The 14,709-nt window shown below is 75.4% G+C and carries 4 protein-coding genes and 2 pseudogenes; 3 read left to right on the top strand and 3 right to left on the bottom strand.

The genetic code is table 11. The features are described 5' to 3' along the window. Positions 1-33: 33 nt before the first annotated feature. Together ATL51_RS06180 and ATL51_RS06175 are read left to right on the top strand one after the other, a co-directional pair. Positions 34-6,126, top strand: a pseudogene (locus ATL51_RS06180) (type I polyketide synthase); the annotation flags it as partial. Beyond that, positions 6,123-7,328, top strand: coding sequence for a cytochrome P450 (locus ATL51_RS06175; protein WP_100877980.1), 1,206 nt, complete (start codon positions 6,123-6,125; stop codon positions 7,326-7,328). The pseudogene ATL51_RS06180 and the gene ATL51_RS06175, both read left to right, overlap by 4 nt. 95 nt (positions 7,329-7,423) lie before the next feature. Here the strand turns inward: ATL51_RS06175 and ATL51_RS06170 are convergent, their stop codons facing one another. Genes ATL51_RS06170 through ATL51_RS06160 form a run of 3 tightly spaced genes read right to left on the bottom strand, consistent with a single transcriptional unit; the run spans position 7,424 to position 11,167 of the window. Next, the gene (locus ATL51_RS06170; RefSeq protein WP_208622929.1) at positions 7,424-8,665 is read right to left on the bottom strand and encodes a cytochrome P450; all 1,242 of its coding nucleotides are present in this window, start codon (positions 8,663-8,665) and stop codon (positions 7,424-7,426) included. Continuing rightward, a complete protein-coding gene (locus tag ATL51_RS06165) occupies positions 8,662-9,720 on the bottom strand; it encodes a DegT/DnrJ/EryC1/StrS family aminotransferase (RefSeq protein ID WP_100877979.1) in 1,059 nt (352 codons plus the stop codon). The genes ATL51_RS06170 and ATL51_RS06165 overlap by 4 nt, the downstream gene beginning before the upstream one ends. A gap of 31 nt (positions 9,721-9,751) precedes the next feature. Further along, a complete protein-coding gene (locus ATL51_RS06160; RefSeq protein WP_100877978.1) occupies positions 9,752-11,167 on the bottom strand; it encodes a glycosyltransferase in 1,416 nt (471 codons plus the stop codon). Positions 11,168-11,405: 238 nt separating this feature from the next. Between ATL51_RS06160 and ATL51_RS06155 the strand changes: the two are divergent. Next, positions 11,406-14,708 (top strand): annotated as a pseudogene (locus tag ATL51_RS06155) (type I polyketide synthase); the annotation flags it as partial. Position 14,709: the final 1 nt, after the last annotated feature.

Genomic DNA, 14,709 nt, shown 5'->3' with positions numbered 1-14,709 from the left:
CCCCCACGAACGAGAGAGGCGGACAGGACCATGCCCGACGAACAGAAGCTCGTCGACTACCTGAAGTGGGTCACGGCCGATCTGCACGACACCCGGCGACGGCTGGCCGAGGCGGAGGCAGCCCGGCACGAGCCGGTCGCGATCGTCGGGATGGCCTGCCGGTTCCCCGGCGGGGTGCGCTCCCCGGAGGACCTGTGGGAGCTGCTCACCGCCGGCCGCGACGGCATCGGCCCGTTCCCCGACGACCGCGGCTGGGACCTCGACGCGCTGGCCGGTGACGGCCCCGCGGCGAGCGCCACCCAGCGGGGCGGGTTCCTGCCCGGCGCCGCCGAGTTCGACCCCGCGTTCTTCGACATCTCCCCGCGCGAGGCGCTCGCGATGGACCCGCAGCAGCGGCTGCTGCTGGAGACCGCGTGGGAGGCGTTCGAACGGTCCGGGATCGACCCCGCGGGGCTGCGCGGCAGCCGCACCGGGGTCTTCGTCGGCACCAACGGCCAGGACTACACCCACCTCGTCCTCGCCTCCGGCGACGACATGGGCGGCTACGCCGGCAACGGCCTCGCCGCCAGCGTGCTGTCCGGACGGGTCTCGTTCGCCCTCGGGCTGCAGGGCCCCGCCGTCACCCTGGACACGGCGTGCTCGTCGGCGCTGGTGGGGCTGCACCTCGCCGCCCAGGCCGTCCGCAGCGGCGAGTGCGGCCTCGCGCTCGCCGGTGGCGTGACCGTGATGACCACCCCGGCGAACTTCTCCGGGTTCAGCCTGCACGGCGGCCTCGCTCCGGACGGGCACTGCAAGGCCTTCGCCGACGGCGCCGACGGCACCGGCTGGTCCGAGGGCATCGGCCTGCTCGTGGTCGAGAAGCTGGCCGACGCCCGCGCGCACGGCCACCCGGTGCTCGCCGTGCTCTGCGGCTCCGCGGTGAACTCCGACGGCGCGTCGAACGGGCTCAGCGCCCCCAACGGGCCGGCCCAGCAGCGCGTGATCCGCCAGGCGCTGGCCAGCGGCGGGCTGTCCCCGGCCGACGTCGACGCCGTCGAGGCGCACGGCACCGGCACCGCGCTCGGCGACCCCATCGAGGCCCAGGCCCTGCTCGCCACCTACGGCGCCGACCGTGACCCCGACCGGCCGCTGCTGCTCGGCTCGGTGAAGTCCAACCTCGGCCACACCCAGGCCGCCGCCGGCGCCGCCGGGGTGATCCGCACCGTGCTGGCGCTGCAGCACGCGACCCTGCCCCGCACCCTGCACGTCGACGCGCCGTCGAGCCACGTCGACTGGTCCGCCGGCGCGGTGCGGCTGCTGACCGAGCAGACCGCGTGGCCGGAGACCGGGCGGGCGCGGCGCGCCGGGGTGTCGTCGTTCGGGATCAGCGGCACCAACGCCCACGTCGTGCTGGAGCAGGCTCCCACCGACCCGGCGGAGCCCACGGGTTCCACGGTCCCCACCGGGCCCGTGGTGTGCCCGCAGGCCGTCGCCTGGCCGGTCTCGGCCCGCTCCGCCACGGCACTGGACGCCCAGCTGGACCGGGTCCGCGCCCTCGGGTCCGCGCCCGCCCCGGCCGAGGTCGGCCAGGCGCTGGCCACCACCCGCACCCCGTTCGCGCACCGCGCGCTGCTCGTCCACACCGGCGACGGGCTCACCGAGGCCGCTCGCGACGTCGTCCCCACCGGTGACCACGGCGGGCTCGCCGTGCTCTTCTCCGGGCAGGGCTCGCAGCGGCTCGGCGCAGGCCGCGAGCTGCACGCCCGGTTCGCGGTGTTCGCGGCGGCGTTCGACGAGACCGTCGCCCTGCTCGACGCCCGGCTCGGTGCGTCGCTTCGCGAGGTCGTCTGGGGCAGCGACCGGGCCGCGCTCGACGACACCCGGTTCACCCAGCCCGCGTTGTTCGCGACCGGGGTCGCGCTCCACCGGCTCGTCGAGTCCTGGGGGGTGCGCCCCGGCCACCTCGCCGGCCACTCGGTCGGCGAGATCACCGCCGCACACGTCGCCGGGATCCTGTCCCTCGACGACGCCTGCACCCTCGTCGCCGCCCGCGCCCGGCTCATGGCCGACCTGCCCGCGGGCGGGGCGATGGTCGCGCTGCAGGCCCGCGAGGACGAGGTCGCCCCGCTGCTGGGCGACGACGTCGCGATCGCCGCCGTCAACGGTCCCGACGCGGTCGTGGTCTCGGGCGACGCCGACGCCGTCGCCGCCGTCGCGGCCCGGTTCGAGGACCGGGGCCGGCGCACCCGCACCCTGTCCGTCAGCCACGCCTTCCACTCGCCGCTGATCGACCCGATGCTCGCCGAGTTCGCCCGGGTCGTCGACGGCCTCACCTTCGCCGAGCCACGGATCCCCGTCGTCTCGAACCTGACCGGCGAGGTGTCCGGCGAGCTCACCGACCCCGGCTACTGGGTGCGGCACGCCCGCGGCGCCGTCCGCTTCGGCGACGGGGTCGCGGCCCTGGCCGGCCTGGGCGTGCGGACCTTCCTCGAGCTCGGCCCGGACGCCGTGCTGTCCGCGCTGGTCGCCGAGAACGCCCCCGGCGCCGTCGCCGTCCCCGCACTGCGGCGCGGCGCGGGGGAGGAGGCCACCCTGCTCGCCGCGACCGGTGCGCTGTGGACCCGGGGGACCGACGTCGACTGGGCGGCCGTCGCCGAGGGGACCACCACCCCGGGCGCCGCCCCGGTCACGCTGCCCACCTACGCCTTCGACCGCGCGCGGTACTGGCCGACGCTGCGTGCCGCCACCGGCGATGCCGCCGGGCTCGGCCTGACCGCGGCCGGGCACCCGCTGCTCGGCGCCGCCGTCGTCCTCGCCGACGCCGACCGCACCGTCCTCACCGGACGGCTCTCCCCCCGTACCCAGCCGTGGCTCGGGCCGGAACGGACCGACGGCCGCGTCGACGTGCCCGGCGCGGTGTTCGCCGAGCTCGCGATCCGCGCCGGTGACCAGGTCGGTGCCCCCCACATCGCCGAGCTCGACCTCCTCGCGCCGCTGGCCGTCGGTCGCGACGGCGCCGTCCTGCAGGTCGGCGTCGGCGCCCCCGGTGACCGCGGCCGCCGGGACCTCACCGTGCACGCCCGGTCCTCCGACGACGCTCCGTGGACCCTGCACGCCCGCGGCGTCCTCGCGCCCGAGGCCGACCGGGTCGGCACGACCGAACCGGGGGAGTGGCCACCCCGCGACGCCCGCGCGGTGCCGGCCCGGGACACCGGGCCGGACCAGGTGTGGGTGCGGGACGGGGAGGTCCTCGCCGAGGTCACCCTGCCCACCGGTGCCGCCGCCGACGGCTACGGCCTGCACCCGGCGCTGCTGGGCGCCGCGCTGGCCACCGCATCCGCGCTCGACGGTGGCCCGACCGCCGCCGCGGACCCCGGGGCGGGCCCGGCGCGCATCGAGGGCCTGACCCTGCACGCCACCGGTGCCACCACGCTGCGCGTGCGGCTCACCGGGACCGGCACCGGCACGTTCGGCCTCGTCGCCACCGACCCCACCGGGGCACCGGTGCTCACCGCCGACGCCGTGCACACCGGCACGGGCGACACGCAAGCACCCGCCGCGACCGGGCAGGGCGGGCTGTTCGGCCTGCACTGGACACCGGTCGAGCTCGGCGACCGCGCCGCGGGCACCCGCTGGGCCGTCGTCGGCGACGACGAGCTCGACCTCGGCTACGCGATGCACCGCGCCGACGAGACCGTCAGCGCCTACGCCGAGTCCCTGGGCGGCGCGGTCGGCGACACCGGTCTCGCCCCCGACGTCTTCCTCATCCCCGTCGTCGGCGACCCGGACGGCGGCGCGGCCGCTGTGCACACCCTCACCACCCGGGTGCTGGGACTGCTGCAGGAGTGGCTCGCCGAGCCGCGCCTGGCCGACGCACGCCTGGTCGTCGTCACCCGGGGGGCGGTCGCCGCCGACGACGAGACCGTCACCGACCCGGCCGCCGCCGCCGTCTGGGGCCTGGTCCGCGCCGCGCAGACCGAGAACCCGGGCCGGATCCGGCTGGTCGACCTCGACGACACGTTCCGCTCGGCCGGGGTCCTGCCGCACCTGCTGCTGCTCGACGAGCAGCAGCTGCTGGTCCGCGAGCACGAGGTCCGCGCCGCCCGCCTGGCCCGGCTGCCGGAGATCGCGCCGGACACCGTGCCGGATGCCGCGCGTGCGGCGGCGGACTGGGACCCCGACGGCACCGTCCTGGTCACCGGCGGCACCGGTGGGCTCGGCGCGCTGCTCGCCCGGCACCTCGTCACGACCGGCCGCACCCGGAACCTGCTGCTGGCCAGCCGCCGCGGCCCGGACGCCCCCGGTGCCGCCGAGCTGTGCGCGGAGCTGACCGAGCTCGGCGCCGCCGTCACCGTCACCGCGTGCGACGCCGGGGACCCCGACGCCGTCGCCGCGCTGGTCGGCTCCGTCCCGGCCGGGCACCCGCTGACCGCGGTCGTGCACACCGCCGGCGTCCTCGACGACGGCCTGACCGGCTCGCTCACCCCGGAGCGCCTCGCCGGGGTGCTGCGCCCCAAGCTCGACGCGGCGTGGCACCTGCACGCCGCGACCCGCGAGCTGCCGCTGGCCGGGTTCGTCCTGTACTCGTCGGTGTCGGGGATCCTCGGCAGCGCCGGGCAGGCCAACTACGCCGCCGCCAACGCCGGACTCGACGGCCTCGCCGGGTACCGGGCCGGGCTCGGCCTGCCCGCGGTGTCGCTGGGCTGGGGCCCGTGGGGCCGCGGGAGCGGCATGACCGAGCAGGTCACCGACGCCGACCTCGACCGGATGGCCCGCGGCGGCCTGCCCGCCCTCGACGCCGCCGACGGCCTCGCCCTGTACGACGCCGCACTCGCCCGCCCGGAACCGGTCGTCGTGCCGACCCGGATCAACGTCGCCGGTCTCGCCGTGCAGCAGGCGCTGCCCGCGCTGTGGCGCGACCTGGTGCCCCGCACCCGCCGCACCGCCGCCGTCGCCGGGTCCTCGCCGGTCACGGTGCGCGAACGGCTGCACCGCCTCGACGCCGCGGGCCGGGAGGCACTGCTCGTCGAGCTCGTCACCGGCTACACGGCCGGGCTGCTCGGGCACGAGGACCCGGCGGCGGTCGACCCGGAGCGCGGCTTCCTCGAGCTGGGCTTCGACTCACTCGTCGCGGTCGGGCTGCGCAACCAGCTCGGCGAGGTGCTCGGGCTGCGACTCGCCGGGTCGATCGTCTTCGACAGCACCACCCCGGTGAAGCTCGCCCGCCGGCTGCAGGAGCTCGTCGAGCAGGCCCCGGCCCCCGGCGCCTCGCCCGCCGTCGTCGCCGGGCGGCCCGCACAGCCCGGCGAGGAGACCCTCGTCGGCCTGTTCCACGCCGCCGTCCGCGGCGGCAAGCTGGTCGAGGCGATGCGGATGCTCAAGGCCGCGGCGAACACCCGGCCGATGTTCGAGTCCCCGGCCGAGCTGGAGGAGCTGTCCGAGCCGGTCACGCTCGCCGAGGGGCCCGCCGCCCCCCGGCTGATCTTCGTCAGCGCCCCCGGCGCCACCGGCGGGGTGCACCAGTACGCCCGCATCGCCGCGCACTTCCGCGGCAGCCGGCACGTGTCCGCGCTGCCGCTGATGGGCTTCGCACCCGGCGAGCTGCTGCCCGCCACCAGCGAGGCCGCGGCCCGGATCGTCGCCGAGAGCGTGCTGCTCGCCAGTGACGGCGAGCCGTTCGTGATGGTCGGGCACTCCACCGGAGGGTCGCTGGCCTACCTGGCCGCGGGGGTGCTGGAGGAGACCTGGGGGGTGCGGCCCGAGGCGGTGGTGCTGCTCGACACCGCCTCGATCCGGTGGGACGCGGCCGAAGGCAACGACCTGGACCGCACGACCCGGTTCTACCTGGCCGACATCGACTCGCCGTCGGTCACCCTCAACAGCGCGCGGATGTCGGCGATGGCGCACTGGTTCATGACGATGACCGAGATCGACTCGCCGCCGACGACGGCGCCGACGCTGCTGGTGCGCGCCGCGCGCGACGTCGAGGGCTTCATCCTGGACACCTCCGCGGTGCCCGCCGACACCGTGGTCGACATCGACGCCGACCACCTGTCGCTGGCCATGGAGCACTCCGCGCTCACCGCCGACGCGATCGAGACCTGGCTCGCCGAGCTGCCCACCCCGACGACGGAGGACGCGTCATGACCAGCCCGACGACCTGCCCGGTCACCGGCGGCGGGCCCCCGCCGTCCCTGGAGGGCCAGACCCCGCCGGTGCTGCGGCTGAGCCCGCTGCTGCGGGAGCTGCAGCAGCAGGCACCCGTGTGCCGGGTCCGGACCCCCACCGGCGACGAGGCCTGGCTGGTCACCCGCTACGCCGAGCTGAAGGCACTGCTGCACGACGAGCGTCTCGGCCGCGCGCACGCCGATCCGGCGAACGCGCCGCGGTACGTGCGCAACCCGTTCCTGGACCTGCTGGTCGTCGACGACGCCCAGCAGGCCCGGGACCTGCACACCGAGATGCGGCGTCTGCTCACCCCGCAGTTCTCCGCGCGCCGGGTGCTGGGCCTGGCGCCCACGGTGTCCGCGGTCGCCGAGCAGGTGCTCGACGGGTTCGTCGCCGCGGGCAACCCCGGCGACCTGCACGGCGGGTTCTCCATGCCGTACTCGCTGACGGTGCTGTGCGAGCTCATCGGGATCCCGCCGCAGGACCGTCCCGAGCTGGTGCGGACCATCATGACGATGGGTGAGGTGGACGACGCCGAGCGCGTCGCGACGGTCCAGGCCGAGCTGTTCGGGCTGCTGTCCGCCGTCGCCCGGCGCAAGCGGGCCGAGCCCACCGACGACGTCGTGTCCCGGCTGTGCGCGCAGGTGCCCGACGAGCGGATCGGCCCGATCGCCGCCGGTCTGCTGTTCGCCGGGCTCGACAGCGTCGCCAGCCACGTCGACCTGGGTGTGCTGCTGTTCGCGACCCACCCCGACCAGCTGGCGGCCGCGCTCGCCGACGAGCGCACCATGCGCGAGGGCGTCGAGGAGATCCTGCGCTGCGCCAAGGCGGGCGGATCGGTGCTGCCCCGGTACGCCACCGACGACGTCGAGGTCGGCGGGGTCACCCTGCGCACCGGCGACCTGGTGCTGCTGGACTTCACCCTGGTCAATTTCGACACCCAGGTGTTCGACGAGCCGGAGGTGTTCGACATCCGCCGGGAGTCCAACCCGCACCTGACCTTCGGGCACGGCATGTGGCACTGCATCGGCGCACCGCTGGCCCGGATGGCGCTGCGGACCGCCTTCACCCGGCTGTTCACCCGGCTGCCGGGCCTGCGCCCGGCCCGTCCGGTGCAGGAGATGCGCCGCGGCTCCGAGGGACTGTCCGGTGGTCTGACGGAGCTGCCCGTCACCTGGTGACGGCCGGGGCACACCCGCCCCGGCACGACGTGAGGGGAGGCGGGGCCGCTACCGGCCCCGCCTCCCCTCACGCGGTCACGATGGCGCGGGTGTGCTCAGCCCCAGGTCACCGGGAGCTCGTGCAGACCGAACAACACGCCGTCGTACTTCACCCGCAGGTCATCGGCGGGCACCGCCAGGCGCAGCGTCGGGATCCGGTCGAACAGCGTGCGGTAGGCGATCTCCATCTCCAGCCGCACCAGGTTCTGGCCCAGGCACTGGTGCACGCCGTAGCCGAAGGCCACGTGCGAGCGCGCGGAGCGTTCCGGGTCGAACGCACCGGCGCCGTCGAAGGCGTCGTCGTCGTGGTTGGCGGCGGCGAGCAGCGGCAGGATGCCCTCGCCGGCGCGGATCGTGCGCCCGCCGATCTCGACGTCGGCCAGCGCGACCCGGAACGCGACGAGGTCGGCCACCGAGTAGTAGCGCAGCAGCTCCTCGACGACGCGGTCGTCGCCGATCCACTGCGGGTTCGTCAGTAGTTGGACGATGCCGAGGCCGATGTTGTTCGCCGTCGTCTCGTGACCGGCGATCAGCAGGAGCATGGCGACACCGGAGAGCTCCTGGCGCGACAGGGTCCCGGTCGCAGCCAGCCGGCTGATCAGGTCCTCACCCGGACGCCGCTCCTTGATCCGGATGAGCCGGCCCAGGTAGCGCAGCAGGGCCGCGGTGGCCGCGTCGCGCTCCTCGTCGGTGGAGCTGAGGGTGACCAGGACGCGGGTCTTCGCCTCGAAGAAGTCGCGGTCGGCCCTCGGGACGCCGAGCATGCCGGCGATGACCAGCGAGGGCACGGGCAGCGCGAAGTCCTCGATCAGGTCGGCGGCGCCGTCCTTCGCGAGGATCGCCTCGATCCGGTCGTCGACGATCTGCTGGATCTCCGGGCGCAGCGCGCGCACCTTGCGGACGGTGAACTCGGGGATCAGGGTCCGGCGGAACCGGTCGTGCTCCGGCGGGTCCATCGACACGAACCAGCCGGGCACCTCGTCCGCGGACGGGGCGCCACCGGTCCGGGCCGCCTTCGGGAAGCCCGGTCGGGAGGGGTCGGCGCTGATCCGCGGGTCGGTGAGCACGGCACGCACGTCGGCGTGCCGGGTGACCAGCCAGACCGGGCCGCTGGGCAGCTCGGACCGGACGGGCTCACCGCCGTCGCGGTAGTCGGCGTACTCCGGGGGCGGGAACGGTCTTCCCGGACGGCGCAGCGGGAACGCCACCGGGCAGGTGGCGGCGCCTGCCCCGGCCCCGGTGACAGGGCAGCCGGTGGCGCTGTCCGACGGCGTGGACCTCGCGGTGCCGGTGCTCATGCCACTCCGTAGAACGCGCGGACCTGCCCGGTGATGAACTCCTGGTCCTCGGCGGTCAGTCCGGTGTGGGTGGGGAGGTAGAAGCCGTCGGCGGCCAGCCGCGATGCGTTGAGCGTCGGCCAGACCGGGTCGAGGTACATCGGCTGGCGGCTCATCGGCTTGAAGAACACCCGGGTGTCGATGCCCCGGGCGGCGAGGTGGGCGAGGAGCTCGTCGCGGCGCTCGGCCCGCAGGTCGTACATCCAGAGCACGTCCCGCGGTGGCATCAGCGTGATGCCGGGGACGTCGCGCAGGGCGTCGTCGTAGCGCTTCTCGATGTCGCGCCGGGTCGCCAGGATGCCCTCGAGCTGCTCGGTCTGGGCGAGCGCGACGGCGGCCTGCATGTTGGTCATGCGGTAGTTGTAGGCGAGCTTCTTGTGCAGGAAGCTGTGGTCGCGGGTGAACGCCATCGCGCGCAGGTGCGCCATCTGCTCGGCCAGGTGCGGGTCGCGGGTCACGCAGATCCCGCCCTCGCCCGCAGTGATGATCTTGTTGGCGAACAGCGAGAAGCAGGCGATGTCCCCGGTGGGCAGCACGCCGTGCGCCTCGGCGGAGTCCTCGACGACCCGCAGGTTGTACTCGTAGGCGAGCTCCAGGATCGGCTCCATGTCGCACCGGCGGCCGTAGACGTGCACCGGCATGATCACCCTGGTGCGCGGGGTGATCTTCTCCTCGATCAGCGTGACGTCGATGTTCAGGTCGTCGCCGCAGTCGACGAACACCGGCGTCGCGCCCGTGTAGGTCACCGCCCACGCCGAGGCGATCATCGTGAACTCCGGGACGATCACCTCGTCGCCCGGGCCGACGCCCAGCGCGCGCAGCGCGAGGGTCAGCGCCGTCGTCCCCGACGAGCAGGCGACCCCGTGCGGGAGGCCGTTCCAGGCGGCGAAGGCTTCCTCGAACCGCGCGATGTAGGGGCCCTGCGAGGAGATCCAGCCGCCGCCGACGGCGTCGGTGACGTAGTCGAGTTCGTGGCCGTCGAGCCACGGTTTGGACACCGGTTGGGTGAAGGACATCGTGACTCCCTGGTTCGGTGGTGGCGGGTGGTCAGGCGGTCCGGGCGGCCGCGGTGTCGGTCCCGGCCAGCGCCGGCAGGCGCAGGACCAGGTCCGCGGCGGCGGCGCGCCCGCCCGCGGCCTGCAGCAGCCGGCCCATGCGCTCGGCGCGCTCGGTGAAGGCCGGGGTCTCGAGGACCCGGGTGACCTTGTCCAGGACGTCCTCGGTGTCGACGGTCTCCGGGTGGTCGACGGTGAGGCTGACCCCGAAGTCCTGGCCGCGGATCGCCTGGTCGTCGCAGTCCACCCAGAGCGGACGGACCACCAGCGGCTTCCCGAAGTAGAGGCCCTCGTGGTAGCCGTTGCCGCCGGCGTGGGTGAAGAACACCTTCACGCTCGGGTGGGCCAGCACGTCGAGCTGGGAGGGCACCCAGCTCTCGATCCGCAGGCCCGCGGGCAGCTCGGTGGCGGGTGGCAACATCTCCTGCTGCTCGCGCGGCAGCTTCCACAGCACCTGGTGACCCCGGGCGTCGAGCCGGCGTGCCACCTCGACCAGCGACGCGACCTGGGGCCGGGTCAGCCGGGTGATCGTGCCGAATCCCATGTAGACCACCGACGACTGAGCGTCGAGCCAGTCGGTGAGCTCACCACCGTCGGCGACCTGGGGCAGCGGCGGCACCATCGTGCCGACGAGACGCATCCTCTCGGGCAGCTCGAACGGGTAGTCCAGCTCCGGCACCGAGTAGCAGAGCACCTGCTCGGCGTGGTCGATGCGGGCCATCATCTGCCGGGCCTCGGGCGCGATGCCGAGCTCGGCCCGCACGGCGTCGTCGCGCTCGACGACCGCGCGGGTCTCCTTGGTGACGAACATGCCCAGCGTCCGGATCCGGAACAGCTGGTTGGCGATCTTCTGGCGCAGCGTCATGGCGGCGGGCAGCCCGGAGTGCGGCACCGGGAACCCGGACGGCGTGTAGGACCTCGCGAACGGGACGTGCGAGGTGAGCACGTTGCTGGGGACGAACGGCACGCCCAGCACGAACGGGATCCCCTTCGTGATCGCGAGCTCGTAGCCGTACTGGCACATGCTCTCGATCACCATCAGGGCCGGGCGGACCTCGTCGACGACGCGTTCGAGCGCCCGGTACTTCTCGATCCGGGACTCGGGGGCGAAGGAGTGCCGGATGACCGCGGCGTGCGCCTTGAACCGGTCCCGCTGGGTCACCGCGGCGTAGGTCTCGTCGTCCCAGGTCACCGCCGACATCTCCGACACGGTGTCGCCGAGCGAGGCGAAGGTGACGGGGCTGCCCGTGCTCGCGCCCGCGACGTCGTCGCGGGCCTTCTCGTCGGCGGCGAAGTACAGGTCCCCGACCTCGCGCCGGGACAGTTCCCCGGCGAGGACCAGGAGCGGATTGAGCAGTCCGCTCTCCGCATAGCTGACGAACAGGATCGGCCGCCGATTCGCGCCCATGGGTAGACACCCTCTCCGACTGTGACGGGCCGGGTGACCCGTCGCGTGGCGCACCGCGGCGCGGTGCAGCGATCAGGTAGTTGATCCCACGGCCGACGCCGGGGAATCCCTAGTCCTCGGTCCCGGCCCGCCCCATTCATTAGGGAAAACCACAGCCGCGCCGACCGTACGGTCGGCGCCACATCGAGACGACCGCATTCGTGTGCAGGGGTGAGGTATGACGGCAGGACACGGCAGCGACCCGGTGGTGGTCGTCGGAATGGCGTGCCGATATCCGGGTGGTGTGCGCGACGCCGACGGCCTCTGGGACCTGCTGTGCTCGGACCGGGAGACGGCCTCCGGGTTCCCGGACGACCGGGGCTGGGACCTCGACGCCCTGCACGGCGACGGGCCGGGGCGCTGCGCGACCCGCACTGCCGGGTTCCTCGACGGCGCCGGGGACTTCGACGCTGCCTTCTTCGGGATGTCCCCGCGCGAAGCCGTCTCCACCGACCCTCAGCAGCGCCTCGTGCTCGAGACCGCCTGGGAGGCGGTCGAGCACGCCGGGATCGACCCGACGTCGCTGCGCGGCACCCGGACCGGGGTGTTCGTCGGGGCCGGTGGGCAGGACTACGCGGGCGTCGTCCAGAACTCGCCCGACGACCTCGCCGGGCACGCCCTCACCGGCCTGATCCCGGGTCTCACCTCCGGCCGGCTCGCCCACCTGCTCGGGCTGGAGGGGCCCGCGCTGACGGTGGACACGACGTCGTCGTCGTCGCTGGTGGCGCTGCACCTCGCGATCCGGTCGCTGGAGGCGGGGGAGTGCACCGCAGCGCTGGCCGGCGGGGTGTGCGTGATGTCGACCCCGGCCGCGCTGGTCGGGCACTCCCGCCAGGGCGGTCTGGCCCCCGACGGGCGCGCCAAGGTCTTCGCCGACGACGCCGACGGCACCGCCTGGGCGGAGGGCGTCGGCGTCGTCCTGCTCAAGCGCCTCTCCCACGCCCGCGCGGACGGTGACCCGGTCCTCGCGGTGCTGCGCGGCTCGGCGCTCACCGCCGACGGCGCCACCGACGGCCTGACCGCGCCGAGCGGGGCCGCACAGGAGCGGATGATCCGCGACGCGCTCGCCGACGCGGGGCTGAGCGCGAACGAGGTCGACGCCGTCGAGGCGCACGGCACCGGCACCCCGGTCGGCGACCCGGTGGAGGCGCGCGCCCTGCTCGCCACCTACGGGCAGGACCGGGACCCGGGCCGGCCGCTGTGGGTCGGCTCGCTGAAGTCGGTGGTCGGGCACGCCCAGGCCGCGGCCGGGGTCGCCGGGCTGATCGCGACCGTGCAGGCCCTGCGCCACGAGCTGCTGCCCGCGACCCGGCACGCCGTCACCCCCAGCACCCGGGTCGACTGGTCGGCCGGGGCGGTCGCGCTGCGCACCGCGCCGGTGCCGTGGCCGCGCGGGGACCGCCCGCGCCGCGCGGGGGTGTCGTCGTTCGGGATCAGCGGCACCAACGCGCACGTGATCGTCGAGGAGGCCCCGGCCGCCGACGGGCCCGAGGCCGCGGACCGGGGCACCGCGCCGCCGGCCGTGACGCCCTGGCCGGTCTCGGCCGCCGCCGCCCGCGATCTCGACGCCCAGATCGAGCGGCTGCGGGCGCACACCGCCGGGCCCGGCGCACCGGACCCGCGCGACGTCGGCTGGTCGCTGGCCACCGGCCGGGCCGCGCTGCGCCACCGCGCGGTGCTGCTGCCGGGCGAGCACGGAGCCGTCGAGGTGGCCCGCGAACAGGCGGCGCCCCGCCGCGCCGCGGTGCTGTTCTCCGGACAGGGCAGTCAGCGGCTGGGGACCGGCCGCGCGCTCGCCGCCCGCTTCCCGGTGTTCGCCCGCGCCTTCGACGACGTCACCGCGGCCCTCGACGCCCACCTCGACCGGCCCGTCCGCGACGTCGCCTGGGGCACCGGGGACCCCGCCGCCGCCCTGCTCGACGAGACCGGCTGGACCCAGCCCGCGCTGTTCGCCGTCGAGGTGGCGCTGTACCGCCTGGTCACGGCGCTGGGTCTGGAGCCGGCCGCGGTCGGCGGCCACTCCATCGGTGAGATCACCGCCGCGCACGTGGCCGGGGTGCTGTCGCTGGAGGACGCCGCCCGCCTGGTCGCCGCCCGCGCCACGCTCATGCAGGCGCTGCCGGCGGGCGGGGCGATGGTCGCGGTCGAGGCGTCGGAGGACGAGGTAGCGCCGCTGCTCGGCGACCGGGTCGCGCTGGCCGCGGTGAACGGCCCCGCCTCGGTGGTCCTCGCCGGCGACGACGACGCCGTCACCGCGCTCGCCGCCGACCTGGCGGGCCGGGGCCGTCGTACCAGCAGGCTCGCGGTGTCGCACGCGTTCCACTCACCGCGGATGGAGCCGATGCTCGAGGAGTTCCGCGGCGTCGTCGCGGGGCTGACGTTCTGCGAGCCGCGGATCCCGCTGGTCTCGAACCTGACGGGCGAGCTCGGCCCGACCGCGGCGACCGACCCCGGCTACTGGGTGCGGCACGTGCGCGGGACCGTCCGGTTCGCCGACGGCGTCCGCTCCCTGGCGGCCGACGGGGTCGACGTGCTCGTCGAGCTCGGACCGGGCGGGGTGCTCTCGGCGATGGCCCGGGACACCCTCGGACCGGACAGCGCGGCGCACGTCGTCCCGGTGCTGCGCCGCGACCGGCCGGAGGAGACGTCGTTCGCCGTCGCGCTGGGGCGGCTGCACGCGCTCGGCGTGCCGATGGACTGGCACGCCTTCCACGCCGGGACCGGCGCCCGCCGGGTACCGCTGCCCACCTACGCGTTCCGCAGCGTGCGGTACTGGCCCGCGCCGCCGACACCCGGGAACCCCGGCGGGTCGCCGGGCCTGCTCCCGGCCTGGGGCGCCCACACCGCGATGGACCCGGCCCCCGGCGGACGGGGCGCGACGGAGCCGGGCCACGACGCCCGGGCCGTCACGAACACCGCTTCCGCAGCCGCCCGGCCGGATCCGGCACCGACCCCGGCCGCGGCCGGTGACCCCGGCGCGGACCGCCCGGGCACCGATCCCGGCGGACGCTATGCCGCGATGCCGCCCGCGGTGCGCGAGAAGGCGCTGCTCGACCTGGTCCGCACGCACACCGCCGCCGTGCTCGGGCACCCCGATCCCGCAGACGTCGGCGTGCGCAGCGTGTTCAAGGAGCTGGGCTTCGACTCGCTCGCCGGGGTCGAGCTCTGCGACCGCCTCGCCCGCCACACCGGGCTGCGGCTGCCCGCGACGCTGGTGTTCAGCTTCCCGACCCCCGAGCTCGCCGCCCGCGAGGTGAGCGCACTGCTCGGACCGGGACCGCAGGAGCCCTGCGGGCCCGAACTGGCCGGGCTGGAGGCGGCGCTGGATGGGTTGTCCGGCGACGGTCCGGACCGCCGGGCCGTCGCCGACCGGCTGGAGGCGCTGGCCGCCGGGCTGCGCCGTCCCGCCGCGCAGCCGGGAGGCCCGCCCGACGAGGACCTCGACTCGGTGTCGGTCGACCGGCTGCTCGACATCATCGACGAAGAGTTCGACACCGCATGAC

This window comes from Pseudonocardia alni (assembly GCF_002813375.1).
Taxonomy (GTDB): Bacteria; Actinomycetota; Actinomycetes; order Mycobacteriales; family Pseudonocardiaceae; genus Pseudonocardia; species Pseudonocardia alni.
This window is presented reverse-complemented; position numbering and strand designations above follow the sequence as displayed.

What these genes read in the sequence shown, in the direction of transcription:
- ATL51_RS06175 (WP_100877980.1), top strand. Translation starts at nt 6,123, where the DNA reads ATGACCAGCCCGACGACCTGCCCGGTCACCGGCGGCGGGCCCCCGCCG.
- ATL51_RS06170 (WP_208622929.1), bottom strand. Translation starts at nt 8,665, where the DNA reads ATGAGCACCGGCACCGCGAGGTCCACGCCGTCGGACAGCGCCACCGGC.
- ATL51_RS06165 (WP_100877979.1), bottom strand. Translation starts at nt 9,720, where the DNA reads ATGTCCTTCACCCAACCGGTGTCCAAACCGTGGCTCGACGGCCACGAA.
- ATL51_RS06160 (WP_100877978.1), bottom strand. Translation starts at nt 11,167, where the DNA reads ATGGGCGCGAATCGGCGGCCGATCCTGTTCGTCAGCTATGCGGAGAGC.